20 protein-coding genes are annotated in these 23,952 nt (G+C 66.7%); 12 read left to right on the plus strand and 8 right to left on the minus strand.

Annotation, left to right across the window (positions count from 1 at the left end; all coding sequences use genetic code 11):
- The first annotated feature begins 54 nt into the window (after nucleotides 1-54).
- From MLE18_RS04995 to MLE18_RS05010, 4 genes are read left to right on the plus strand one after another with little or no spacing between them, the layout of a single operon-like run.
- Nucleotides 55-477 (plus strand): DUF4079 family protein, encoded by a 423-nt coding sequence (locus MLE18_RS04995; RefSeq protein ID WP_243367889.1) that lies wholly within the window; start codon nucleotides 55-57, stop codon nucleotides 475-477.
- Entirely contained in the window at nucleotides 471-1,952 is a 1,482-nt protein-coding gene (locus tag MLE18_RS05000; protein WP_243367891.1) for a SagB family peptide dehydrogenase, read from the plus strand. Before MLE18_RS04995 ends, MLE18_RS05000 begins: the two co-directional genes overlap by 7 nt.
- Nucleotides 1,953-1,961: 9 nt before the next feature.
- Nucleotides 1,962-2,516 (plus strand): class I SAM-dependent methyltransferase, encoded by a 555-nt coding sequence (locus MLE18_RS05005; protein ID WP_243367892.1) that lies wholly within the window; start codon nucleotides 1,962-1,964, stop codon nucleotides 2,514-2,516.
- Between the two features lie 47 nt (nucleotides 2,517-2,563).
- A complete protein-coding gene (locus tag MLE18_RS05010) occupies nucleotides 2,564-3,004 on the plus strand; it encodes a hypothetical protein (protein ID WP_243367894.1) in 441 nt (146 codons plus the stop codon).
- 19 nt (nucleotides 3,005-3,023) lie between these two features.
- Here the strand turns inward: MLE18_RS05010 and MLE18_RS05015 are convergent, their stop codons facing one another.
- The gene (locus tag MLE18_RS05015; protein WP_243367896.1) at nucleotides 3,024-4,163 is read right to left on the minus strand and encodes an AI-2E family transporter; all 1,140 of its coding nucleotides are present in this window, start codon (nucleotides 4,161-4,163) and stop codon (nucleotides 3,024-3,026) included.
- 91 nt (nucleotides 4,164-4,254) lie between these two features.
- On the opposite strand from MLE18_RS05015, the gene MLE18_RS05020 reads away from it, so the two are divergent.
- The 6 genes from MLE18_RS05020 to MLE18_RS05045 all read left to right on the plus strand — a co-directional run bounded on the left by MLE18_RS05020 (nucleotide 4,255) and on the right by MLE18_RS05045 (nucleotide 10,435).
- Nucleotides 4,255-5,214 (plus strand): rhomboid family intramembrane serine protease, encoded by a 960-nt coding sequence (locus MLE18_RS05020; protein WP_243367898.1) that lies wholly within the window; start codon nucleotides 4,255-4,257, stop codon nucleotides 5,212-5,214.
- A gap of 317 nt (nucleotides 5,215-5,531) precedes the next feature.
- Nucleotides 5,532-6,038: a PH domain-containing protein gene (locus MLE18_RS05025; RefSeq protein WP_243367899.1), complete on the plus strand. Its 507-nt coding sequence runs from the start codon at nucleotides 5,532-5,534 to the stop codon at nucleotides 6,036-6,038.
- A 62-nt stretch (nucleotides 6,039-6,100) separates the two neighbouring features.
- Nucleotides 6,101-7,564 (plus strand): sensor histidine kinase, encoded by a 1,464-nt coding sequence (locus tag MLE18_RS05030; RefSeq protein ID WP_243367901.1) that lies wholly within the window; start codon nucleotides 6,101-6,103, stop codon nucleotides 7,562-7,564.
- Nucleotide 7,565: 1 nt separating this feature from the next.
- Nucleotides 7,566-8,192, plus strand: a complete 627-nt coding sequence (locus MLE18_RS05035) for a hypothetical protein (protein WP_243367903.1) — start codon at nucleotides 7,566-7,568, stop codon at nucleotides 8,190-8,192.
- Between the two features lie 2 nt (nucleotides 8,193-8,194).
- On the plus strand, nucleotides 8,195-9,601 hold the full coding sequence (locus MLE18_RS05040) for a sigma-54-dependent transcriptional regulator (protein WP_243367905.1): 1,407 nt from the start codon (nucleotides 8,195-8,197) through the stop codon (nucleotides 9,599-9,601).
- 453 nt (nucleotides 9,602-10,054) lie between these two features.
- On the plus strand, nucleotides 10,055-10,435 hold the full coding sequence (locus MLE18_RS05045) for a pyridoxamine 5'-phosphate oxidase family protein (protein ID WP_243367907.1): 381 nt from the start codon (nucleotides 10,055-10,057) through the stop codon (nucleotides 10,433-10,435).
- 91 nt (nucleotides 10,436-10,526) lie between these two features.
- Here the strand turns inward: MLE18_RS05045 and pdxR are convergent, their stop codons facing one another.
- The 4 genes from pdxR to MLE18_RS05065 all read right to left on the minus strand — a co-directional run bounded on the left by pdxR (nucleotide 10,527) and on the right by MLE18_RS05065 (nucleotide 16,042).
- Nucleotides 10,527-11,930 carry a MocR-like pyridoxine biosynthesis transcription factor PdxR gene (gene pdxR / locus MLE18_RS05050; RefSeq protein WP_243367909.1) on the minus strand — a complete coding sequence of 468 codons (1,404 nt, stop codon included), beginning with the start codon at nucleotides 11,928-11,930 and terminating at the stop codon, nucleotides 10,527-10,529.
- A 391-nt stretch (nucleotides 11,931-12,321) separates the two neighbouring features.
- The gene (locus tag MLE18_RS05055) at nucleotides 12,322-13,770 is read right to left on the minus strand and encodes a menaquinone biosynthesis decarboxylase (protein ID WP_243367912.1); all 1,449 of its coding nucleotides are present in this window, start codon (nucleotides 13,768-13,770) and stop codon (nucleotides 12,322-12,324) included.
- A 34-nt stretch (nucleotides 13,771-13,804) separates the two neighbouring features.
- Nucleotides 13,805-14,305, minus strand: coding sequence for a cyclic nucleotide-binding domain-containing protein (locus MLE18_RS05060; protein ID WP_243367913.1), 501 nt, complete (start codon nucleotides 14,303-14,305; stop codon nucleotides 13,805-13,807).
- A 45-nt stretch (nucleotides 14,306-14,350) separates the two neighbouring features.
- The gene (locus MLE18_RS05065; protein WP_243367914.1) at nucleotides 14,351-16,042 is read right to left on the minus strand and encodes a long-chain-fatty-acid--CoA ligase; all 1,692 of its coding nucleotides are present in this window, start codon (nucleotides 16,040-16,042) and stop codon (nucleotides 14,351-14,353) included.
- A gap of 331 nt (nucleotides 16,043-16,373) precedes the next feature.
- Here MLE18_RS05065 and MLE18_RS05070 point away from each other — a divergent pair, with 331 nt between their 5' ends.
- Nucleotides 16,374-17,345, plus strand: coding sequence for a deoxyhypusine synthase family protein (locus MLE18_RS05070; protein ID WP_243367915.1), 972 nt, complete (start codon nucleotides 16,374-16,376; stop codon nucleotides 17,343-17,345).
- Between the two features lie 265 nt (nucleotides 17,346-17,610).
- On the plus strand, nucleotides 17,611-18,243 hold the full coding sequence (locus MLE18_RS05075) for a LysE family translocator (protein WP_243367916.1): 633 nt from the start codon (nucleotides 17,611-17,613) through the stop codon (nucleotides 18,241-18,243).
- 21 nt (nucleotides 18,244-18,264) lie between these two features.
- Here the strand turns inward: MLE18_RS05075 and MLE18_RS05080 are convergent, their stop codons facing one another.
- From MLE18_RS05080 to MLE18_RS05090, 3 genes are read right to left on the minus strand one after another with little or no spacing between them, the layout of a single operon-like run.
- A complete protein-coding gene (locus tag MLE18_RS05080; RefSeq protein WP_243367917.1) occupies nucleotides 18,265-19,503 on the minus strand; it encodes a methyltransferase domain-containing protein in 1,239 nt (412 codons plus the stop codon).
- Nucleotides 19,504-19,514: 11 nt separating this feature from the next.
- Nucleotides 19,515-20,921: a sigma-54-dependent transcriptional regulator gene (locus tag MLE18_RS05085; protein ID WP_243367918.1), complete on the minus strand. Its 1,407-nt coding sequence runs from the start codon at nucleotides 20,919-20,921 to the stop codon at nucleotides 19,515-19,517.
- Nucleotides 20,921-23,929 carry an ABC transporter substrate binding protein gene (locus MLE18_RS05090; RefSeq protein WP_243367919.1) on the minus strand — a complete coding sequence of 1,003 codons (3,009 nt, stop codon included), beginning with the start codon at nucleotides 23,927-23,929 and terminating at the stop codon, nucleotides 20,921-20,923. The genes MLE18_RS05085 and MLE18_RS05090 overlap by 1 nt, the downstream gene beginning before the upstream one ends.
- Nucleotides 23,930-23,952: the final 23 nt, after the last annotated feature.

Here is a 23,952-nt window from a genome sequence, read left to right on the forward strand (position 1 = left end):
CCCGGCGCGGAGAGGCTTGGCAACCGGCCGCCCGCGCCGCCCGGAAATGCGTTGATGAACTATCCTCACCCCGTTTTCATGTCCCTGGTCCTGTTCCTTGCCTGCGTGGCCCTTCGGCAGGGCGCTATCCGTTTCGCCTCGGTGCGCCTTGGGCGCAAGGCCATGTTCCCCTGGCGCACCCATGTGCTCCTGGGCAAGATCGCCCTGGCGGGCATGCTCCTGGGCCTTGTCTCAGGCTTCTCCACCACCTGGCTGGTCTGGACGGCCCCCGGGACCACGGGCCTCCACGGCAAGGTTGCCCTGGTGATCGGGGCGCTGGCGGTCTCCGGCCTGGCCACCGGCGTCCGGCTGGACCGCGAGAAGAAACCGGGCACCCGCCTGGGCCTGCTGCACGCCGTGGGCAACACCCTGGCCGTGCTGCTGGCCTTCTGCCAGCTCTACACCGGGATCGACCTGCTCCGGGCCGTGGCATGGTGAGCTCCGCCACGGAGTACCACAGCGCAGTCTCCTACGGCAGGGGACGCCTCTCGGGCCTCGGATTGGACTGGGGCAACGAGCCTTCGACCTTCAAGACCTATGGGGATCTGCCCCTGCGCCCCCTGACCCGCGACGCCAGGCTTCCGGCCGCGACCCTCTGGGGTACCCTGGGCCGAAGCCGCGCCTCCCGGACCCTGAACCTCGACGCCCTCTCCTCGGTGCTGTTCCATGCCGCGGGGCTCACACGCTCCTGCCCGCACCGGGACGGGATGATGTTCTACCGCGCCTGTCCATCGGCCGGCGCGCTCTACCCGTGCGAAATCTACGTGCAGTGGCCCGGCGGCGACGGGCTGGGGCAGGGGCTCTATCATTTCAGCGTTGCGGGCCACGGGCTGACCCTGCTGCGCCCGGGCAACGCTTCGCCCGCGAGCCTGGGCCTGCCGGGGGAGAGCGGCGAGGCCCTCATCTTTGTGACGACGATCTTTTTCCGCAGCGCCTGGAAATACCGGACCAGGGCCTACCGCTACCTCAATCTGGACACGGGGCACATGGTGGAGGGCCTGGCCCTGGGCCTGGCCGCCTTCGAGGTGGACGCCTCCATGGAGATGGATTTCGACGACCAGGCCGTGAACGGATACCTGGGCGTGGACCCCGCCCGCGAAGGCTGCCTGGCCGTGCTGCGGGCCGCCTGCCACGATGCGGACGGATTGGCCGAGCCCGGGCCGCTCCCCGCCGGGGCGGCAGCGTGGAGCAGGGCCAGCGCCGCCGATGCCCTGCCCGCCCAGCTGGCAGCCGTGCACGGGGTGTGCTCGGCGCGGTTCCAGGCCGGGGCAGCCATGCCCCGCCCCGAGGCCTCGCGCCTGGGGCAGGGCCTGAACTGGCAGGACCTGCCGCCTCTGCCGGCCACCGCCCCCGCCACGGACATGTTCCGGGCCATGTCCCTGCGCCGGTCCCGCCGGGCCTACTCGCAGGACCGCCTGCCCGACGGGGCCCTGGGGCAGCTGATCGAGGTTCTGGGAGCGCCCCTGCATCCGGCCGGGCACCCCTGCGAAAACGCCTGCCTGGCGGGTTTCCTGGCCCTGCCCGGGTTCTTCCTGCTCAACCGCACGGCCCTGCGCGCGGCCGAGGTGCGCGACGGCAACATGGGGCCCGCCATGGCCGGAATCTGCCTGGACCAGCTCTGGATGCGCGACGCGGCCCTGCAGGTGGTCTTCCTGGCGGATATTCCCGCCCTGGAGGAGACCCTGGGGCCGAGAGGCTACCGCGCGGCGCTCATCGGGGCGGGACGCCTGGGGCACAGGCTCTACCTTGCGGCCGAATCACTTGGGCTCGGGGCCTGCGGGGTGGGCGCCTTCTATGACGCCGAGGCCGCCGACGTGCTGGGCCTGCCTTCCGGCGTGGGCCTGCTTTACGCCGTGACGGTGGGTGTTCCGCGCCGGGCCGGGCCCAGGAAGTCCTTGGCTGGCTGCGGTTAGGGGCTGGGCATGAAGGCGGCTGAACTGTTGGCGCGCTGGCGCGATGAGGCCCTGGCCGCCGCGCGCCTGGGCCCCGTGCTGGACGTGGCCTGCGGGGATGGCCGCAACGGGCTGTACCTGGCAGGCTTCGGGGCAACCGTACTGCTGGTGGACATCTCCGCCTTGGCCCGCGAGGGGCTGGAGCAGGGGGGCTGGCCCGCCAACGTGCGATTCAGGCAAATGGACCTGGAGACGGACCCGCCGCCCGCGTTCGAGCCCGAATCCTACGGCGCCGTTCTGGTGTTCCGCTACCTGCACAGGCCGCTCATGGAAGGGCTCAAAGCCTGCCTGGCCCCGGGCGGCCTGTTCGTGATGGAGACCTACCTGGAAGGGCAGGAAGCCTTCGGCAAGCCCCGCAACCCCGCGCACCTGCTGCGGCGCGGCGAGCTGGAAGCCTGGTTCCGGGGGTGGGACATCCTGGAGAGTTTCGAGGGCCGCCTGGACGATCCGCCCCGTTTCATGGGCAGGATGGTCTGCCGCAAGCCGGGCTCAGCCTCCCTTGTTGCCAGCGGGGGGCGCGGCTGATACCTACGCATCGTTTTTCCACGCACACATTCCGCCGGAGGACTTCCATGCGCCTGATCCTGACCCTCGTCTGCGCCCTGCTGCTCACAGCGTCGTCCGCCCTCGCCCAGGAACGCGACGGAGCCTATTGGAACCAGCAGAACGACATCTGGAAATACGCCTACCTGACCGGCGTGCTCGACGGCGTGGTCACGGGCGGGGATTTCTCCCAGCCGGTGCTCTCCCGGGGAAGCGTGGCGCTCTACAAGCCCGACCAGCCCTGCGTGGAGAAGACCCGCACCACCTACGAGTACAACACCAGCCGCTATTTCTTCGGGCTCTCCCTCAAGGAGTTCGTGGAGGGCATGGACGCCTTCTACAAGGACCCGGCCAACAAGCACATCCCCGTGAACAAGGCCCTGCGCGTCTGGGCCATGCAGCGCAAGCACGTGCCCGAAGCCGCCGAGATCCTGGAGGAGTTGCGCAAGGAGTGGGCCGCGGGCTCCTGACCTGCGCTTCGGAGCCTGCTCAGTCCTTGGGGCGTTCCGCCTCGGGGTTGTGGCATTTGGCCTCCAGCACCTCGTGGTACTCGTCGGCGTAGATGGTCAGCATGACCATGGCCAGCGCCAGGATCATGGGGCCGTAGAGGATGCCGAGTGGGCCGAAGTACTTGATGCCCCCGATGATGGAGAGGAACACCCAGAAGGTGGACATCTGGGCCTGGCCCTGCATCAGCAGCGGGCGCACCAGGGAGTCGATGCCCGAGACGATGACGACGCCCCAGCCCGTGAGGATGAGCGCGCCCTTCCAGTCCCCCACGATGAGCAGGTAGATCGCGGCCGGGCCCCAGATCAAGAGCGTCCCCACCACGGGCACCAGGGAGGCGAAGCCCATCATCGCGCCCCAGAACAGGGCCGGGATGCCCACGATGTAGAGCCCGATGCCGCCCGCCACGCCCTGGCACACGGCCACCAGGAAGCTGCCCACCACCACGGAGCGGGCCACGTCGCGCATGCGGCGCAGGATGCGGTCCTCCTGGCTGTCGTGCAGGGGCGAGAGGTGCTTGAGCTGCACGAGCATGGCGTCGCCGTCGCGGAAGAGGAAGAAGAGCACGAAGAGCATGATGGCGAAATCGAGGCCCAGGCCGATGAAATTGCCCAGTATCTTCGTGCCCGAGTCGATCATCATCTGGCCGAGCTTCCTGGAGAGGTCCAGCAGGCTGCCCTGCAGGTTCAGCTTGTTCAGGTCGATCTCAAGCCAGGGCATGTACTCGTTGATCCAGGTTATGTAGGGAGTGAAGGTCTCGCTGTTGAGCCAGGTGGAGAGGTGCGTGTCCTTGAGCCAGTTCTGCAGCGCGCCGATGGAGATGGCGGCCTGGCTGAGCAGCGCGCCCAGGAAGAACAGCGTGGGCAGCACGATCACCAGGGTGACCGTCAGCGTGGAGATCAGGGCGGCCAGGGTCTTGCGGCCCTTCAGCTCCTTGTTCAGCCTCCCCTGCAGAGGGTGGAACAGCGACGCCAGGATGATGGCGATGAGGATGTTGTGCAGGAAGGGCGTGAGCACCTGGAAGGCGAAAAAGAGCGATACCGCCAGGATGCCCAGGAGAAAGAACGAGTAGATCTGTTCCTGCCTGGCCTGTTCCTGTCTGGTCTTATTTTGTCTGGCCATTTTGATGCCTCGGTTGATCGGTTGGAATGCCGGACCAACGTCTAGCAAAGTTGCACCCGGCCGCAAAGCGGCAATTACGTCAGGAAGCACCATGCACCCAAGCCCCCCCCTGCGCCCGAGCCCCTGGCCGGACGCCGCGGCCCCCGTCCTGGAAGAACTGGGGCTCGCGGAACTCACTCCGGACATGGCCCATCACTGGTCCCTGGCGCTCATGGCGGCGGGCATCCCCTGCCGCATCCGCCAGGGCTGGCCGGGCATGCGCCTGCTGGTGCCGCCCTCCCGCGAGCAGGAGGCCGTGGCCGAGCTGCGCGCCTTCACCTCCGAAAACCCGCCTCAGCCCATAGAACTGCGCGACCTGCGCAAGCCGGGCTTCTCCTGGGGGGAGCTGCCCGGGGTGATCTGGAGCCTCTCCATCGTCACGGTGTTCCTCACTCTCACCGGGGCGCAGCACTCCCTGGGGGCCTTCGAGGTGGACTGGCACGGGCGCGGCCTGGGCGACACCCGGCTCATGGCCCACGGCCAGCTCTGGAGGGCCGTGACCTCGCTCTTCCTGCACGCGGACATCGCCCACCTGATCGGCAACGTGGGCCTGGGCGGCACCTTCCTGCTGCTGCTGGCCAAGGAGGTGGGGCTGGGCGGGGCCTGGTGGCTGGCCGTGGCCGCTGGCGCGCTGGCCAACCTGGCCAAGATACCCTTCAACGACCCGGGCTACACCTTCCTGGGCGCATCCACGGCGGTGTTCGCGGCCCTCGGGGCCCTGGCGGGCGTCAGGCTGGTGCGCCTGGGGCGGGCGCTGCGCTGGCGCCGGGCGCTGCCCTTCGCGGCGGGGCTTATGATCCTGGCGTTCCTGGGCGTGGGCGACGAGGACGAGGCCCGCAAGATCGACCTCATGGGCCACTTCTTCGGCTTCGGGACAGGCTTTCTGTTGGGGGCGGCCTACGCCTGGTGGCTGCGGGCCACCGGAAACAAGGACCGCCGCCTCTCCCCCTGGCTGGGGATGGCGGCGGTGATCATGTGCGCGGGGGCCTGGTTCGTGGCCCTAATCGCATGATTTTTTCTTGCTCTTGCCGTCGGACTCCAGACCGAAGTCCTCCACGCGGGGCACTCAGCCGCCCCGGCCCTTGAGGTTCGGGAACAGCTTGTTCAGCACGAGCACCAAGCCCACGACCACGGCGAAGAAGATGATGGCGTCCTGCATTCGATTCTCCTATCAAGTCTCAATGATGAGATCATAACTCCCGATGCGGGAAAAGAGAAGGTCGGGGGAGCGTTTTCATTCAACCCCCCGCATTCCTTTACACCGGCGGCCTCCATGCGCTACAGCCCTGGCTTCGGACAAGACCGGCGCATGCCGCAGCAGGAGCCCCAATGAACACGCGACGCCTTCTGGCTGAAAACGAGGAAATTCTCTACCAGACCAAGAAGCACTGGGCCGTGTTTCTCAAGGCTGCCATCTATTTCGCCCTGGCCTACGCGGTGATGCAGAACGTGGCCTACCTGCTCGCCATCACCCAGTTCAATCCGCCCGAAGACCTCAAGAAGATCCTGCCCCCCGTGATCGCCTGGTCCGTGAAGGGTGCCTGCTACACCACCGCGGCCGTGCTCAGTCTCATGGGCCTCACGCGCCTGCTCGGCTTCTTCAGCAACAAGGTGATTGTGACGCCCAAGCGCATGATCCAGCAGGACGTGCTCTGGGGCTCCGTCTTCTCGGTGGATTTGCGGCGCATCGAGTCCGTGTGCGCGCACACGGGGCTGCTCGGCTCGCTCCTCAACTACGGCAAGGTGAGCATCGTGACGGGATCGGGGCAGAAGCTCTCCATCCACAACCTGCGCCGTCCCCACGAGTTCGAGCGCGAACTTTTCGGCGCCAAGTGATTGCCCCCCGGCACGCCTGGGTGTAAGCAACCCGCCGGCAACAGAGTGGACCCGACCAGACCATGCGTTTTCCCAGCAGACCCCGCATCTTCCGCATCGGCTTGCTTTTCAAGCTGATACTCGTATTCGCCAGCATCCTGGTGATCATCTTTTTCACGACCTCGAACATCTTCGACTACCAGAAGGGCATCGTGAACATCTCGCGCGAGGTGGTGAAGGTGCGCTTCGAGGTCATCTCCATCTCGCAGGCCATGGTGGACAACCTGCTGGCCATCGAGGAGAACCAGAAGAAGTACGAGGTTCTGCGCCAGGACAACTACAAGGAATATTTCCTCTCCGCCTTCAAGGAGTACAGGCGCAACCTGGGCTCCATCCAGTGGTTCAGCTACCCCGGCTCCGACGTGTGGACCAGGCTGCAGGACGACTACCGCGAGACCTTCCCCAACCTGGGCGACCCGGCGGAGCTGCTCAAGTCCGAGCCGCCCTGGGTGCCGCAGGAGAAGCTCAACGCCTGGCTGACCACCATCGCCTCGGCCAAGCAGGACAACGAGCGCTTCATCGAATCCAGCATGCGCGAGCTCTACGCCTGGAGCGAGCGCTCCGTGCGCGCGGGCATGATCGGCCTGGGCATCCTCATGGCCGTGGCCCTCATGGGCAGCGCCTACCTGACCTATTCCCTTGTGCGCCCCCTTCGGGAGCTCAGGCGCGGCATCCGGGCCTTCACCCTGGACGGCAAACTCACCTCCGTGCGGGTCATCTCCCGCGACGAACTGGGCGAACTGGCCCAGGCCTTCAACGAGATGACCGCGCGCCTCAAGGAGGAGGAGATGATGCGCACGGACTTCATCGACATGCTGAGCCACGAGATACGCACCCCGCTGACCTCCATCCGCGAGTCCGTGAACCTCATGCGCGAGCAGGTGCTGGGCGAGGTCAGCGACCGCCAGAAGCGCTTCCTGGACATCGCCTCCTCCGAGCTGGAGCGCATCTCCAAGCTGCTGGCGAGGCTGATGCAGGTCTCCAGCATGTCCTCGCGCTTCATCAACCTGAGCTTCAAGCCCATGGACCCGGTGCACCTGCTCCAGGAGACCGTGGACAAGGCCATGCCCGCGGCCGAGGCCAAGAAGATCACCATCAACGCCCACGCCTTGCCCGACGTGCCCTCGGTGACCGCCGACGTGGAGCACCTGCGCCAGGCCCTGCTGAACCTGATCGGCAACGCCGTGAAGTTCTCCCCGGCGGGCTCCACGGTGGAGGCCTCGCTCCAACTGGCCGACGGCGGCAATCAGCTGCTGTTCTCGGTGGTGGACTCCGGGCCGGGCATCCCCGAAGGGGAGCAGCCCCTGGTGTTCAACAAGTACTACCGGGGCGAGAAGCTCAAGAAGTCCGCCGACGGCATCGGCCTGGGGCTCTCCATCGCAAAGAACATCGTGGAGGCCCATGGCGGCAAGATCTGGCTCAACTCCAGGCCGGGGCGGGGCAGCACGTTCTTTTTCACCATACCCATCTCCAGGGAGAATCCGTAAGATGCATTCCCAACCAACAAACCGGAAGCGCTGGCTGGCCGCGGCCCTACTGGCGGCGGCGCTCGGCATCGCCGCCACTGGCTGCACGCCCAAGCAGGTTCCGCAACCCGCGCCGGAGCCATCCCTGCAGGCCGTGCCCAGCCCCGAGACCCTGGAAACCCTGGATGTGGACACCGCCTACAGCGAAGGCCTCCAGGCCTTCTGGAACGGCAACTACCGCGCCAGCGCGGCCCTGTTCGACGCCATGGCCCGCCGCGTGGACGACCAGGCCGTGCGCTCCAAGGCCCTGTTCGGCCTGGCCTGCGCCCGCCTGGCCGGGGCCGAGAACGCCGATGACATCAAGGCCGCCCGGGCCATCTGGAAGGAGTGGGAGCACTCTTCCGGCGGCAACATCGGCCAGGCCGACCCCAGGATGCTCACCCCCTTCCTGATGAACGCCAAGCTCTTCGCGCCGCAGCGCGAGCCCAAGCAGCCCGTCCCCGCGGCCAAGGCCTCCAGCGGGGAGCAGGAGCTTGCAAAGCGCTTGCAGGAAAAGGAGAAAGAGGTATTGCTGCTGCAGAAGCAGATCAAGGCCCTGGAGGCGATCCACCGCGAAATCCAGGAAAAGAAAAAGATGACGGCGCAATAGGCATGCCAGGACAGCTCGAAGGAAAGACCATCCTCGTCGCCGACGACGACCCGCACATCCAGGAAGTCCTGGAGGTGCGCCTGACCTCTGCGGGCTGCGACGTCATCCTGGCCTCCGACGGGCAGGAGGCCCTGGACATCCTGGCCGAGCGCCCGGTGGACCTCGTCATCTCGGACATCCGCATGCCCGGCCTAGACGGTCTGCAGCTTCAGGCCCGGCTGGAGAAATCCTCCCCCGGGATGCCCTTGATCTTCCTCACGGCCTACGGCTCCATCCAGGACGCGGTGAAGGCCATCAAGAGCGGCGCGGTGGACTACCTGACCAAGCCCTTCGAGGGCCGCGAGCTGCTGGACAAGGTCAGCAAGGTGCTGGGCCAGGCCCGCGAGTTGCAGCAGGCCCAGGCCAAGCCCGCAGCCGCGCGCAAGCCCGCCTCCCCCGCCGCCCCGGCCAGCCCGGACGGCGGCATGTGGCAGACCAAATCCCCGCGCATGCGCGAGATGGCCCAGATGGTGGAGAAGGTGGCCCCGCGCGACGTCAACGTGCTGCTGCTGGGCGAATCCGGCACCGGCAAGGAGCGCATCGCCCACCTGCTGCACACCCTGAGCCCCCGGCGCGAGCACCCGCTGGTCATCGTGGACTGCGGCTCGACCCCGGCCAGCCTGCTGGAATCCGAACTTTTCGGCCACGTGAAGGGCTCCTTCACGCACGCCGTGCGCGACAAGAAGGGCCTCATCGAGGAGGCCCACAAGGGCACGCTCTTCCTGGACGAGATCGGCAACATCTCCCAGGAGATGCAGGTGCGCCTGCTGCGCTTCCTGGAGAACAGGAAGATACGGCGCATCGGCGACACCAAGGAGATCGCCGTGGACTGCCGCGTCATCGCGGCAACCAACGCCGACCTGGCCCAGGACGTGGCCGAGGGCACCTTCCGGGAGGATCTCTACTACCGCCTGCGCGTGGTGACCATCAACGTGCCCCCCCTGCGCGAGCGCAAGGAGGACATCCCCCTCCTCGCTGAGCACTTCTCCGCCGACTTCACCTCCAGCCAGGGCCTGGACCCCGTGCGCCTGCCACCCGAGACCCTGGCCTACATGATGGATTACTCCTGGCCGGGCAACATCCGCGAGCTCAAGAACGCCATCGAGGCGGGCATCGTGCTCTGCCGCGACGGAGTGCTCCAGCCCGACGACCTCCAGATCGCGCCCAGCGCCAAGGCGCACCAGGAGTCCGGGGCGCTCTCCCTGGACGAGAGCGAGAAGCAGGCCATCATCCGCGCCCTGGAGAAGTCCGACTGGGTGCAGAAGGACGCCGCGCCGCTGCTCGGCGTCAGCAGGCGCGCCCTGAACTACAAGATCCAGAAGTACGAGATCGACATCCCCACCCGCCGCAAGGCTCAGAAACCGAAATAGCCGTTGCCGGATGCGGGATGCCGCCGGCGGCCAAAGAGGGCTCCGCCCTCTTTGGAATCACCCGCCAAAGGGAGTTCCTCCCTTTGGAATCCCATATGGGGTGCAGGGGGGCGTTTCAGGTGTGGTTGTAGTCTTCAGGCGGCGCCTCCGGGCGCGAAGCCTCGGACGTATTGGAAGAACATCCATCGGCTTCGCGCCCGGAGGCACCGCCCGAAGACACGGCGTCTTTTCGCGTTGCAGGAAATTGCCCACCGTGAACGCGAAGCGGAAAGGGAGTCCAGAGGGCCGAAGGCCCTTTGGCCGCCGGAGGCTCTTTCCGGTCCACTCCAGCCCTTTCTGGCCCCCTGTTTTTTTCTCCAACTGGCCCTGTCGTCCCGTCCTTTTCGTGGATAAGTCTCCCGGCATGGCGCGTTCATCCGCGCCGTGCACACCGACTCCAAGGAGAAGCAAGCCATGATACCCGAAAGCATCCTCGAAATCCTGCGCGAGGTCATGAAGAACGAAGGCGTGGTGGCCATCGCCACCCTGGGCGACGACGGCCCGCACATGGTCAACACCTGGAACAGCTACCTGCAACTCTTCGACAACGAGCGCCTGGTGATCCCGGTGGGCGGCATGAACAAGACCCAGGCCAACGTGGCCGCGAACGACCGCGTGCTCCTTACCCTGGGCAGCCGCAAGGTGAAGGGCCGCAACGGACCCGGCACGGGCTTCCTGGTGAAGGGAACGGCGAAATTCGTGACCGATGGCCACGACTTCGAGGCCGTGACCAAGTTCAAGTGGGCCCGGGCCGCGCTGGTGGTAACGGTCGCCGAGATCGAACAGACGCTGTAGCTCCGGGAGGACGCCCGGCTCGATTCCGAACCGTCCGCTCCCCGCTTTCCGTGCCCGGTGCGGCCCATGAGGCCGCGCCGGGCTTTTCGTTTCAGCTCGTCCGGGGCTCTTGTCCGTAGCAGATCTCCGCGAGAAGCCGCACCCCCTGGTCCAGTTCCTCGGGCGACATGGCCCCGAATCCCAGGAGCAGGTGTCCGTCAGCAGGGCTGTTGTCGGCGTTCGTTATGGAGAATGGCAGCAGGCGGATGCCCGACGCCTCGGCCAGCCGGCCCCTTTCAGCCTCACCGCGCGGTTCGCCCCGCAGGCGCACCACAACGTGCAGCCCGGCCTCCTGCCCTATGATCTCAGCCCTTGGGCCGAAGTGCCGCCCCAGCGCCGCCGCCAGGGCTTGCCGCTTCTTCCTGTAGATCGTGCGCATGCGCCGCAGGTGGCGCTCCAGGTGGCCGTTGTCCATGAAGGCCGCCAGGGTTTTCTGTTCCGGCAGCGACGCTCCGGGCAGGTGGAAGCGGAAACGCCGGCGGTACGTGTCCAGCAACGATACCGGCAGGACCATGTAGCTCAGGCGCAGGGCCGGGGAGAGTATCTTGGAGAAGGTGCCCGTGTAGATCACGTTGCCGCCCGGCTGCAGGCCCTGCAAGGACGGTATCGGCCTTCCCTGGTAGCGCAGTTCGCTGTCGTAGTCGTCCTCGATGATGTACCTTCCATGCCTGGACCATTCGATGAGCCGCAGCCGGTTGGCGATGGGCATCACCTCGCCCAGGGGGAACTGGTGGGAGGGCGTGATGTAGGCGATGTCGCAACCGCTCGAGTCCAGGGCCGCCAGGTCGAGGCCGCCCGGCCCCACCGGCGTGGGCACCACCTCGTAGCCGTGGTTGGCGAAAACCTCCCGGGGGAGGGGGTAGCCGGGGTCCTCGGTGGCCAGGGCCCGGCACTTGCCCCAGAGCAGTTGGGCCACCGTGTCCAGGCTGTGCTGCAGCCCGGAGCAGACCACGAGCTGTTCGATGCCGCAGACCACGCCCCGTGAACGCTCCAGATAGTCCCGCAGGCTCGCGCGCAAGGCCGGGTCGCCCTGCGGGTCGCCGTACTGGGCCAGCAGGGGCTGGTCCAGGCGCAGATGCTCCAGGTAGTATTTGCGCCACACCGACGCGGGGAAACTGGACGGGTCCAGGCCTGCAGGATGGAAATCGAAGGCGTACCGGGTGCGGGGGGCGCTGGCGGGTGTGGTGGTCCGCCGCCGGGGCGCGGGAGGGACCTCGTGGCCGATGGTCGAGACGAAGTACCCGCTACGAGTCCGGGTGTGGATGTAGCCTTCGGCCAGCAGCTCCTGATAGGCGCTCTCCACCGTGTTGCGGCTGACGCCCAGCTCAGCCGCCAGATCCCTGGCCGAGGGGAGCCTGGCCTCCGCCAGCAGCTTCCCGGAGAGCACGCGTTCCCTGATTTGCGCGTAGATCTGGACGTAGAGCGGCCTGGGGTCTTCGTGGTTCAGGATGAGCATGGCGGTGGCACCTGGGGGAGGCGGTTCCGGCCGGAGGGAAGCCGTATCCAGAGTGTACGGAAGCGACGTCCGGCCCGCAAGCGCGGGCCGGTCCACGGCGAAGCGGAAAGGGAGTCCAGAGGGCCGAAGGCCCTTTGGCCGCCGGAGGCTCTTCGTTCGTCCAGGCTCCAGCCGTATCCTCCCCGGGGCCGGACTGTCCGCTGTATTTGAAGAACATCAGCCAGTTCGGTCCCGGGGAGGACACGGCTGGACCCGCTGCGTCTCATCACGCCCAAAGGCGGAAACCGTCCGAGACACCGCTCGCGCGGAGCCGCACCATTGAACGGAAAAAGCGCCCCACGGCCATCAGCCGTGGGGCGCTCTTCGATCTTTATGGGGGCGCAGGCCGGGCTTAGTCGATGCCCAGGCTGCTCCAGAGGCCGCTGATCCTGGCCTTTACGTCCTTGCTCATGGTCAGGGCGTCGGGCCACTCGCGGTAGTGCCCTTCCTCTGCGGTCTTCTTGGTGGCGTCGATGCCGATCTTGCCGCCGTAGTGGGGCAGGGGGCAGGCGTGGTCCAGGGCGTCGGTGGGGCCTTCCAGCACCACGATGTCGCGCCGCCAGTCCACGTTGTTGCCCAGGCGCCAGAGCACCTCGGAGACGTTCTGGACGTTGACCTCGGCGTCCACTACCACGATGACCTTGGTGAACATCATCTGGCCCATGCCCCACAGCGCGTACATGACCTTGCGGGTCTGGCCGGGGTAGCGCTTGTCGATGGAGACGAAGCAGAGGTTGTGGAACACGCCCTCCAGGGGGAGGTTGATGTCCTTGACCTCGGGCAGGGACTTCTTGATCAGCGGCAGGAAGAGCCGCTCCGTGGCCTTGCCCATGTAGCAGTCTTCCATGGGGGGCGGGCCCACCAGGGTCGCGGGGTAGATCGCGTCCTTGCGGTGGGTCAGGGCGGTCACGTGGAACACGGGGTAGTTGTCGGCCAGGGAGTAGTAGCCGGTGTGGTCGCCGAAGGGGCCTTCGCGGCGGCGCTCGCCGGGCTCCACGTAGCCCTCCAGGATGAACTGGGAGTTGGCGGGCACCTGCAGGTCCACAGTCTTGCACTGGACCATCTCCACCGGGGATTCGCGCAGGAACCCGGCGAAGATGATCTCGTCGATCTCGTCGGGGATGGGCGCGGTGGCGGCGTAGGTCACGGCGGGGTCAGCGCCGATGGCCACGGCCACTTCCAGGCGCTTGCCCAGCTTTTCGGCCAGGTGGTAGTGGTAGGCTCCGCCCTTGTGCTTGTGCCAGTGCATGCCGGTGGTGTTCTTGTCGAACACCTGCATGCGGTACATGCCCATGTTGCGCACGCCGGTCTCGGGGTTCTTGGTGATCACCAGGGGCAGGGTGATGAAGGGGCCGGCGTCGCCGGGCCAGGTGGTGAGCACGGGCATGATGGAGAGGTCCACGTCGTCGCCGGTGTGGACGACTTCCTGGCAGGGGGCCTTGGAGACCTCCTTGGGGAAGATGTTGGCCATGCGCGCCAGCTTGGGCAGCAGCTTGAGCTTTTCGATGATGCCGTCGGGCTTCTTGACCTCCAAGAAGGTCTCGATGTGCTCGGCCAGGGCGTCCAGGCTCTCCACTTCCAGTGAGAGGTTCATCCGGTTGTAGGAGCCGAAGGCGTTGGTCAGCACGGGGAACTTGCTGCCCTTGACGTTCTCAAACAGGACGGCCGGGCCGGCGGACTTGCTCACCCGGTCCGTGACCTCCGCGATTTCGAGGTATGGGTCCAGCTCCACGCCGACGCGCCTGAGCTCGCCGTGTTTTTCGATGACGCGGATGAATTCCTGCAGGTCCTTGTAAGCCATGCGTTTCTCCAGAATGTGATTGGGCGCTGGGCCTTTAGAGATATTCCACCAGCTTCACGCTCGTGTTGCGCAGGCGGAAGCTGATGAGGCGCGCGATGTTGAGCACGAACTTGAGCGCCAGGGGTTGCTCCTTGGCGCAAAGACAGTCGAAGCTGGGGCGGGTGAGCACGAGCATGGACACGTCCTCGATGGCCCGGGCCGTGGCCGAGCGCGGCGGCCCCTCGATGAGCGCCAGTTCGCCGAAGGCCCTGCCGGGGCCGATGCGCACCAGGCACTTGGGGCGGTGGTCCGGGGTGGCGTCCCGCTTGGTGATCTCGATGGCGCCGGTGAGGATGATGGCCATCGAGTCCTCGGCGGCGCCTTCCTCGAAGATGATTGAGTCCTTGGGGTGGTGCTCCAGCCTGAAATAGCGGCACAGCCCCTTGATGTCGTCCTCGGAGAGGTGCTTGGCCCAGGTGGAGCTGTCGAGCATCTCCAGCAGCTTGGGCCCCACGTCGGGGTTGTGGTACAGGTCTTCGCCCGCGCAGTAGTCCATGATGTTCCTCCGCCCGGCGGGTATGCCACAGGGCGGGGAAAACCGCTAGGCCCGCGCTTCGGGGGCGTGCTGCGGGTTCTCGGCCCGCAGGGTGCGCCTGAGCACCTTGCCCACGAAGGTCTTGGGCAGCTCGGTGCGGAACTCCACGAACCTGGGGGCCTTGTAGGCGGCCAGGTGCGCTTTGCAGAAGGCCATGACCTCCTCTCGGGTCAGGGTCAGCCCGGGCTTGGGCACGATGTAGACCTTGACCACCTCCCCGCGTGAGCGGTGCGGCACGCCGATGGCGGCCACCTCCTGCACGCCGGGGTGGGTGTGCAGCACCTCCTCGATTTCCCGGGGATAGACGTTGAAGCCGCCGCTGATGATCATGTCCTTCTTGCGGTCCACGATGAAGAAATAGCCCTCCTCGTCCATCACGGCGATGTCGCCCGTGTAAAGCCAGCCGCCGCGCAGGGTTTCCTCGGTGTCGCCTGGGCGGTTCCAGTAGCCGCGCATCACCTGCGGGCCGCGTATGAGCAGCTCGCCGGGGCTGCCGGGGGGCATGGGGGTCACCCCGTCGGCAAGATCAACGATGCGGGCCTGGGTGTCCGGGAAGGGCAGGCCGATGGAGCCGGGCTTGCGCCTGCCCTGCAGCGGCGTGACGTGGGTGAAGGGCGAGGCCTCGGTGAGGCCGAAGCCCTCCACGATCTCGGCGCGGGTGATTTCCTTGAAGCGGCGCAGCACCTCCACGGGCAGCGGGGCGGAGCCGGACACGCAGTAGTGCACGCAGGTCAGGTCGAAATCGGGCAGGGCCTTCTGCTGCAGGAGCGCCATGTAGACCGAGGGCGTGCCCGGGAACACCGTGGGCCTGTAGCGGGCGATGGCCTTGAGCGTCTCCAGCGGGTCGAAGCGGGGCACCGGGGCCACGGCCGCGGCGTTGGCCGTGGCGAAGTTGACCAGCAGCTGCAGCCCGTAGATGTGGAAGAAGGGCAGAAGCCCCAGGAAGACCTCCGTCTCCTTGGCCATCACGGAGAGCAGGGCCTTGGCCTGCTGGATGTTGCAGGAGAGGTTGTGGTGCGTGAGCACCACCCCCTTGGAGATGCCGGTGGTGCCGCCGGTGTACTGCAGCAGGGCCGTGGTCTCCACCGGGTCCACGCCCTCTATGTGGTACGGCTCGGAACCGAAGCAGCCGACGAAGGGCAGGGTGCGTTTGCCGTCCAGCTCCAGGCGGGGGAACTTGCCCTGGCGCCAGGCGGATAGCCTGTAGAGCCAGTCCATGGGGAAGGCGAGGCCGTCGCTGATGCGGGTGACGATGATGCGCTCCAGGGCCGAGGCCTCGAGGATCGGCCTGTGCCGCTCCCAGAGCAGGTCCAGCACGATGAGCACCCTGGCCCCGCTGTCCTGGAGGATGTGGGTCAGTTCCGTATCCATGTAGAGCGGGTTGACGAACACGGCCACGGCCCCGGCGTAGAGCGCGCCCCAATACGCCACGATGGTCTGGGGCAGGTTGGGCAGCATGATGGCCACACGGTCGCCGGGCTGTATGCCCATGTCGCGCAGGCCCCTGGCGAAGCGTCCTGCCTTGTGGCGCAGGGTTGCGTAATCCATGCGCAGGTTGCGGAAGAGCACTGCGGTGCGTTTCGGGTGGCACTCGGCGGCGAAATCGAGCAGGGCGGTGACGGGCTCCAGGCGGTAGTCGATGCTGGAGGGGACGCCCGGGTCGTAGTGGTCGATCCAGGGGGTGGCGCTGTACGTCATGGGTGTTCCGGGTTGGGGTGGCATGCGGGCCGGATGCGGCCGGTCGGACATGTTTTGCCCGGCGAAGGTTACACTACAGTGACTTTCGCCCCCCTTCAACCGCCCCGGATGGCCCGCCGGGCTTTACGCGTACCCCTTTCATCTGGTACGGACTTGATTCTTTGGCTGGGGCATCGCCGCCAAGGGCCGATCCGGCAGCCGCAACGCCAGCGGAAGCGGCGGCCGGAACGGGGCCAGGGCGGAGTGCATTCGAGCATTTCCTTTGAATACACATATATCCAATAAAGATCCTCAAGCGCCACACGGCGCGATCAGCGGCACAGGAGCGGCAATGAGCACCATCACGAAATTCATGGACCTTCACTTCAGGCACTTCAACGCTCGCGAGACCCTGGACGCGGCAAAAGAATGGAACACGCTGCTGGCTGGCGGGGGCAAGATGTTCCTGACCATGGCCGGCGCCATGAGCACCGCCGAGATCGGCATCATCCTGGCGCGCATGATCCGCCAGGGCAAGGTGCATTCCATCTGCTGCACCGCGGCCAACCTGGAGGAGGACCTGTTCAACCTCTTCAACCACAACGAATATAAGATGTGCGCCAACTACCGGGACCTCTCCCCCGAGGCCGAGAAGGAGCTCTACGACGCGGGCTTCAACCGCGTCACGGACACCTGCATCCCCGAGGGCGTTCTGCGCCAGGTGCAGCGCGACATCTCCAAGCTGTGGAAGAAGGCCGCCGACGAGAACAAGCCCAAGTTCCCCTTCGAGTTCATCTACGACCTGCTGGACCAGCCCGGCATCGAGAAGCACTTCCAGGTGCCCGCCGAGCACTCCTGGGTGCTGGCCGCCAAGGAAATGGGCCTGACCATCTACACCCCCGGCTGGGAAGACTGCACCCTGGGCAACATCTTCTGCTCCGAGGTGATGCGCGGCAACGTGAAGAGCCACGCCGCCATCCGCCACGGCACCGAGCAGATGCAGCACCTGGCCGAGTGGTACATCGAGATGGCCAAGCAGAAGACCCCCATCGGCTTCTTCCAGATCGGCGGCGGCATCGCGGGCGACTTCCCCATCTGCGTGGTGCCCATGCTCATCCAGGACATGGAGATGGAAGACACCCCCTTCTGGGCCTACTTCTGCCAGATCAGCGACTCCACCACCTCCTACGGCTCCTACTCCGGCGCGGTGCCCAACGAGAAGATCACCTGGGGCAAGCTCGACATCGACACCCCCCGCTACATGATCAACTCCGACGCGGCCATCGTGGCCCCGCTGATCTTCAGCTACGTGCTGGGCGACTAGCGGGAGGGCAACGCCTCCGACTGACGATCGAAGAGGCCGCGCCCGCAAGGGCGCGGCCTTTCTCGTGGCGGCCGCCTCACACGAAGGCCGGGCAGGCGTCGGACGCCCCCGAGACTTGAACAGAGATTGCGGTGGGGCCGCACGGATACGAAGAGAACGCGGCCTTTCTCGCAGGAGCGCGGAGTATGCGAACGCCGGGGCGGGCGGGGATGGAACGGTAACGTAAACTTTCGCGGTGGCAGGCCGTGTTGATATGGAGAGCGGGATGGAACTGCATACCTGGCTGGCTTTCGTGGGGGCTTCGACCATATTGCTGGTGTTTCCGGGGCCCACCGTGATGCTCGTGTCCGGGTTCGGGCTGGCCTACGGCGCGCGGCGGGCCTGGTGGGCGGCCATCGGGGTCGTGCTTGGCGACGCGCTGTCCCTGGGCTGCTCCCTGGCGGGGCTGGGGGTGTTCCTGCAGGCCAGCGCCACGGCCTTCACTGTGCTCAAGATGGCGGGCGCGGCCTACATGCTCTGGCTGGGCTACAAGATGTGGCGGCAGCGCCCCGAGACCTCCGCAAGCCCGGCAGCTGGCGGCGGGGCGGCGGCGGGGGGAATCCGCACCCGCCTGGTCACGCAGGCCTTCGCGGTCACCGCGCTCAACCCCAAGTCCATCCTCTTCTTCGTGGCCTTCGTGCCCCAGTTCATTTCGGCCCAGGCCGAGCCCTTGCCGCAGTTGGCCACGATATTGGGCACCTTCCTCTTTCTAGCCTTCCTGAACACCCTGGCCTACATCTGCCTGGCGGGCAGGCTGCGCCGCGTGGCGTCCAACCCCAGGATGCAGCGGGCCTGCGCGCGCACCGGCGGGGCCGTGCTGGTCGGGGCGGGAGTTTGGACGGCGTTGCGGGAGGCGTGAGGCCCCTCGAAGCCGCTGACGTCAGCGCCCAAAGTAGTGGGTGATGGAGGGGATGATGTCCAGATAGCTCAGGGGCTCGTCCCCGGCGTTCTCCACGCGGAAGCCCAGCCCTTCGCGGACCAGCACGGTCGCGCCGGGGGCCAGCTCCGTCTCGCGCGTCCGTTCGACCAGCAGGCCCTTCCCCGAGAGGATGTGCAGCTGGTGCTCCCAGGGTGTTTCCCGCTCAGGGGTGCGCCCACCAGGGGCCAGCGTGACCAGCCTAGTGCAGAAGCGGGGTGAGCGCTCCAGGTCGTCCCGGGTGAGCCAGCGCATGCTCATGCCGACGGCCCCGGTTTCCTCGATTGGCGTTTCGGCGACTCCATCCGGCGTCGTCACGGCGCAGAAGGCCTTCTCCTCGTGGAAGCGGGCGATCCTCTCCAGGTTTTCCTCATCCTCGGCCAGCATCTCTTCGTCTCGCTCAAGGGAGGGCATCGGAAACAGGGGGCCTTCGGTGACGATGGCGCGCAGTATGTCGTCCTCGTCCAGCGGCGAGGGGTTGGGCGCGGGCGCGCCCTTGGAGTAGTGCACGATCACCTTGCTGCGCCTGTCCGGCTGGATGTTCTCGGTCATGTCCCGCACGTGTTCGCGCACCGCCTCGATGCTCCCGATGATTTCGGCCTGCTTGCTGCTGAACTGCGGCAGGAAGCGCAGCTTCCGGGTGCCGAAGTGGGCGTGGAAGTCCTCGCGGGTGAAGTAGCTCACGTCCCCCGGCGTCACGGGGTCGCGCTCGCGGAAGAACTGGGGGTGCGTCTCGCGGATGTAGAGCAGGAAGGCCCGCTTCTGCTCCTCGCTGTCGAAGAAGCTCTCGGTGGAGACGATCACGTTGCGCCGGGCCACGCGCGTAAGCTCCGCCACCACGCGCCCGGGGTCGCGGATGTGCTCGATGGTCTCGATGCAGAGCACCGTGTCGAAGGAGTCGCCCGCGAAGGGCAGGTCCAGGGCGGAACCCAGGGCCACCTCCAGGCCGAAACGCTCGCGGGCGATGGCCAGCGCCCCCTCGTCAATGTCCACGGTGGTCACGGGCTTGCCGAAGAGCGTGCGCACCAGGTGGGACTGGCAGCCGTCCGCCCCGCCCACGTTGAGCACGCTGCCCAGGTCCAGCGTGTTGAGCAGCCTGAAGATGCTGAAGGTGCGGGCATAATGCACCAGATGCAGGGGGATGGTGTGCCTGAATCCCCGCATGTAGCCGTAGATGGGGGCGTGCGCCTGCCTGTAGCCCATGGGATTCCCGCCTAGAGGGACATGTTGTGCTTCTTGAGCAGGGCGTACAGGTGCGAGCGCGACAGCCCCGAGGTGTCCAGCATGGACTGGAGGTCCTTGCCGGTATGCAGGATCAGGGCGTCCAGGTATTCGCGCTCCTTGTTCTCCTTGTAGGCCTTGAGCGTGGGCATGTGGCCCTTGGCCAGGTCCCGCAGGAGGGGTTCGGGCATGGCCGCGGGGCGGTCGTCCTGCCTGCCGCGCTCGATGTTGGCCTTCATCACCTGCAGGCGCACCTCCGGGGGCAGGTGCTTGGCGTAGAGCGTGGGCTCCATGCCCGAGGCGGCCAGGGCCCGTTCCAGCACGCCATAGAGTTCGCGCACGTTGCCCGGCCAGGAGTAGGCCATGAGCATCTCGGAGAAGTCGGTGCCCACGCCCTTGGTGGGCAGGCCGTAGCGCTCGCAGAGCGTGTCCAGGTGATGCAGGGTCAGGGCCTTGATGTCCTCCTTGCGCTCGCGCAGGGGGGGCAGGGTGATGGTGAAGGTCTTGAGGCGGAAGAGCAGGTCCTGCCGGAACTCGCCGCGCGCGGCCATTTCCTCCAGGTCGCGGTTGGTGGCCGCGATGAGCCGGAAGTCGCTCTGCACCTCCACGTTGGAGCCCACGGGGCGGAAGCGCTTCTCCTGCAGGACGCGCAGGAAGGCCCGCTGGATGTTCAGCGGCATCTCGCCCACCTCGTCCAGGAACAGCGTGCCGCCGTCGGCCAGCTTGACCAGGCCGGGGCGGTCCTGGTCGGCGCCGGTGAAGGAGCCCTTGCGGTGGCCGAAGAGGGTGCTCTCCAGCAGGGTCTCGGTCAGGGAGGCGCAGTCCACGGCCACGAACTCGCCCGTGGCCCGGGGGGAGTTCTGGTGGATGGTGCGGGCCATGAGCTCCTTGCCGGTGCCGGTTTCGCCCATGATGAGCACCGGTCCGGTGAGGCGGCAGGCCTGGGCCACGTGGTCCAGGCAGGCCTCCAGCCTGGGGCTGGTGCCCACGATGGCCTCGCGGCGCAGGGCCACAGTGGCCACCTCGCTGCCCTTTTCCTTGTGGTACTTGAGCGCCCTGGTCAGCGAGAGCATGGTCTGCTTGATGGGGGCCGGTTTGACCAGATAGTCCCACGCGCCGCCCGCGATGGCCATCTCCGCGCCGTCCGGGTCGCCCAGGCCGGTGAGGATGATGACCTCCGGCGGGGAGTCCCCGCGCCTGATCTCGGGCAGGGCGTCCAGGCCGTTGCCGTCGGGCAGGCGTATATCCAGGAGGATGACGTCCACGGGGTTGGCGCGCAGCATGCCCAGGCCCTCGGCCAGGGTGCCCGCGCCAAGGAAGGTGAACCGCATGCGGCGGGAAAGGCTTTGGAATGTGTCGCGGATTTCCGCGTCGTCGTCGATTACGAGTATGGTGGACATCAGCTGCGTCCGGCATCGAGGATGTGGCCGATGGCCCGGCCCAGATCCTCGCCGTTGTAGGGTTTGAGAAGAACGGTGCGGATGTTGCCCGCGCGTTCGGCGGCAGTCAAGGCGCTACGGCGCCCCGACACCAGGATCACCGGGAGGTGGGGGTGGAGCTTGCCGAGGCGTCCGGCGAACTCCACGCCCGAGATGGCTGGCATGTCGAAGTCCGTGACCACGATTTCCACGTCGGCGGCGGAGATGGCCAGGTAGTCCAGCGCCTCCTGGGCCCGGCTCTTGGCCGTGACGGTGTAGCCCATGAGTTCCAGCACCCGGGGGATGACCTTCAGCTGGTCCTCGTCGTCCTCCACGAAGAGCACGTGCTCGTGGCCCTGGCGCATGGGCGCCGCCAAGGGCAGGGCGATCTTGGCGCGGCTGACTTCCTCGAGTTTGGGCAGGAATATCTCGAAGCTGGTGCGCTGGCCGGGCTGGCTGGAGACCTTGAGCGCCCCCCGGTGCGACTTGACGATGCCGTGCACCACGGCCAGGCCCAGGCCGGTGCCTTCGCCCTTGGCCTTGGTGGTGAAGAAGGGGTCGAAAATGCGGTCCATGATCTCGGGGGGGATGCCCGGGCCGTTGTCCGTCACGCTGATGCGCAGGTAGCGCCCCGGCTGGATGGAGAACACCTCCGCCCCCACCTCGTCGAAGTCGGTCTCGTCCAGTTCGATGGACATGTGCCCGCCCGTCTCGCGCATGGCCTGGAAGGCGTTGGCGCACAGGTTCATGACGATCTGGTGCAGCTGGGTGGGGTCGGCGAAGGCCATGGCCGGGTGCACCTCGATGCGCTCGTTGAGCGAGATGGAGCGCGGCAGGGTGGCCGCGAAGATGGCCAGGGCCTCGTGCACCACCTCGGCAACGTCGGTGGCCGTGAAGCCCTCCTGCGTGGGGCGGCTGAAGGACAGGATCTGCTTCACCAGCCGCGCGCCGCGCCGGGCGGCCTTGAGGGTGCGCTCCAGGTCAAGGGCGGTGTCCGATTCGTCGGAGATGTCCATGAGCGCCAGCTCGGTGGAGTTGATGATGGAGGTCAGGATGTTGTTGAAGTCGTGCGCGATGCCGCCGGCCAGCGCGCCGATGGCCTCCATCTTCTGGGACTGGAGCAGCTGCTTCTCCAGGCTCATCTTGGCCGTGACGTCCTCGGCGGTGCCCAGGATACCCACCACGTTGCCCGCGCCGTCGTAGAGGGGGACGATGGTCATCTCCAGCACCACGGGCTCGCGCCCGGGCAGGTGGAGTATCCACTCCCTCCGGTGGATGGAGTGGCCGGAGGCCAGCACCCTGCGGTTGATCTCCTCCGAGGCCTTGGCCTCGTCCTCGGGCAGGAGCCTGTTGAGCCTGCTGCCCACGATCTGCTCCGGGCCTTCCAGGCCGAAGAAGTCCAGGAAGGAGCGGTTCACGCCGATGAAGTTGAGGTTCCTGTCCTTCCAGTAGACCAGCTGGGGGATGTTGTTGAGCACGGTCTGCAGCATCGTCTGGGACTGCCGCAGGGCCTTCTCAGCCTCGCGGCGCAGGGTGATGTCCTGGATGGCCTCCACCACGCCCGCGATCTCGCCCTTGGCGTCCAGGTAGGTGGCCTTGCTCACGATGACGCCGTGGGGGCTGCCCGCCGCGTCGAGCATGTCGGTCTCGAAGCTGATGACCCCGGGGCGGGCCAGCAGGTTGCGCTCGGCCGAGTCGAAACGGGTGGCCAGGGGGTGCACCGGGTTGCCGAGCAGGAGGTCGCGCTCGACCCCGAACCACTTCTCGAAAGCCAGGTTGCAGCCAAGGTAGCGGCCGTCCACCCCCTTGTAGGAGAGGGGCAGGGGGATGGTGTCCATGAGGATGCGCAGGAAGGAGAGCTGGTTCTTGATCTGCAGCTCCACCGAGCGCTTCTGCAGGATGGATGTGACCAGCAGCACCAGGATGAACACCAGGAAGAAGAAGCCCGCAAGGCCGAACCAGACGATGTGTTTGTTGATGGTGTAGAAGCTCAGGGGCTCGTTGATGAGCGTGGAGCCGAAGGGCAGCTTGATCTGCGGGATGCCGAAGCGCTTGAGCGCCTTGTAGTCGAACATGAAGGGGTCGCTGAAGGTGTCGACCACCTTGATCTTCGCGGTTGGCTCCCCGGCGAGAACCTGCAGGGCCATGTTGGCGGCCAGGACTCCCTCGCCCTCGCCGGAGTGCAGCTTCCCGCCGATGATGCCGTGGCCGAGCATGAACTGCCAGGCGCTGTTGATGGCCACGGGCAGCTTGGCGGAGAGGATGTCGCAGACGTCCTCCACGGAGTAGACCTGCCCGTCGTCGTGCAGATAGATGGGCACCAGGTAGACCATGTCCCGCTCGGTGAGGTTCTTGGTCTCCTCCAGGACCTCGTTGAGGGTGCGCACCGTGATGCACTCCAGGGTGAAGTCGGTCTTGAATTCCGACGCCGCCCGCATCAGCTGCTTCTGGATGGCCTGGCCGGTCAGGGAGTAGTCCGTGACCACGATGACGCGGCGCACGTCCGGCAGGAGCTCCCGCAGGAGCTTGAAGTTGGCCTTGAAGTCCGGGTTCTCCACCACGCCGGTCATGTTGCGGCGCGAGGCGATCATGGCCGGATCGAAATCGTTGACGCCGCAGAAGATCACCGGAACGCCCGGGAACAGCCTGTCCTGGCGCTCCAGCAGGAACTGGAAGGCGTAGTCGTCCGAGGCGATGATCACGTCGGGGGTGATGCCGGCGTACTTGTCGCGGTAGAGCCGCTCCAGGATGTCCCCCACGTCGGAAGTCACGAAGCGCTTGGTGTCCATGAACTCGATCAGCAGGTCGTAGGGCTGGCCGGACTTGTCCAGCGCGGAGCGGATGCCCACGAGCACCTGGTCGGACCAGGCATAGCCGCTGTGATAGGAATTGAAATAGAGGATGCGCTTCTTGGCGCTGTCGGCCTGGGCGTGGGCCAGGCCGCAGCCGAAAGCCAGCAGGAACAGGACATTGAGCAGGAGGGATTTCATTGGGTGTGCCGCCTGCACAGGCA

The sequence above is a fragment of the Fundidesulfovibrio soli genome, from assembly GCF_022808695.1.
Lineage (GTDB): Bacteria > Desulfobacterota > Desulfovibrionia > Desulfovibrionales > Desulfovibrionaceae > Fundidesulfovibrio > Fundidesulfovibrio soli.

Coding starts and splice junctions, on each gene's coding strand:
- MLE18_RS04995 (WP_243367889.1), top strand. CDS start 55: ATGAACTATCCTCACCCCGTTTTCATGTCCCTGGTCCTGTTCCTTGCC.
- MLE18_RS05000 (WP_243367891.1), top strand. CDS start 471: ATGGTGAGCTCCGCCACGGAGTACCACAGCGCAGTCTCCTACGGCAGG.
- MLE18_RS05005 (WP_243367892.1), top strand. CDS start 1,962: ATGAAGGCGGCTGAACTGTTGGCGCGCTGGCGCGATGAGGCCCTGGCC.
- MLE18_RS05010 (WP_243367894.1), top strand. CDS start 2,564: ATGCGCCTGATCCTGACCCTCGTCTGCGCCCTGCTGCTCACAGCGTCG.
- MLE18_RS05015 (WP_243367896.1), bottom strand. CDS start 4,163: ATGGCCAGACAAAATAAGACCAGACAGGAACAGGCCAGGCAGGAACAG.
- MLE18_RS05020 (WP_243367898.1), top strand. CDS start 4,255: ATGCACCCAAGCCCCCCCCTGCGCCCGAGCCCCTGGCCGGACGCCGCG.
- MLE18_RS05025 (WP_243367899.1), top strand. CDS start 5,532: ATGAACACGCGACGCCTTCTGGCTGAAAACGAGGAAATTCTCTACCAG.
- MLE18_RS05030 (WP_243367901.1), top strand. CDS start 6,101: ATGCGTTTTCCCAGCAGACCCCGCATCTTCCGCATCGGCTTGCTTTTC.
- MLE18_RS05035 (WP_243367903.1), top strand. CDS start 7,566: ATGCATTCCCAACCAACAAACCGGAAGCGCTGGCTGGCCGCGGCCCTA.
- MLE18_RS05040 (WP_243367905.1), top strand. CDS start 8,195: ATGCCAGGACAGCTCGAAGGAAAGACCATCCTCGTCGCCGACGACGAC.
- MLE18_RS05045 (WP_243367907.1), top strand. CDS start 10,055: ATGATACCCGAAAGCATCCTCGAAATCCTGCGCGAGGTCATGAAGAAC.
- pdxR (WP_243367909.1), bottom strand. CDS start 11,930: ATGCTCATCCTGAACCACGAAGACCCCAGGCCGCTCTACGTCCAGATC.
- MLE18_RS05055 (WP_243367912.1), bottom strand. CDS start 13,770: ATGGCTTACAAGGACCTGCAGGAATTCATCCGCGTCATCGAAAAACAC.
- MLE18_RS05060 (WP_243367913.1), bottom strand. CDS start 14,305: ATGGACTACTGCGCGGGCGAAGACCTGTACCACAACCCCGACGTGGGG.
- MLE18_RS05065 (WP_243367914.1), bottom strand. CDS start 16,042: ATGACGTACAGCGCCACCCCCTGGATCGACCACTACGACCCGGGCGTC.
- MLE18_RS05070 (WP_243367915.1), top strand. CDS start 16,374: ATGAGCACCATCACGAAATTCATGGACCTTCACTTCAGGCACTTCAAC.
- MLE18_RS05075 (WP_243367916.1), top strand. CDS start 17,611: ATGGAACTGCATACCTGGCTGGCTTTCGTGGGGGCTTCGACCATATTG.
- MLE18_RS05080 (WP_243367917.1), bottom strand. CDS start 19,503: ATGGGCTACAGGCAGGCGCACGCCCCCATCTACGGCTACATGCGGGGA.
- MLE18_RS05085 (WP_243367918.1), bottom strand. CDS start 20,921: ATGTCCACCATACTCGTAATCGACGACGACGCGGAAATCCGCGACACA.
- MLE18_RS05090 (WP_243367919.1), bottom strand. CDS start 23,929: ATGAAATCCCTCCTGCTCAATGTCCTGTTCCTGCTGGCTTTCGGCTGC.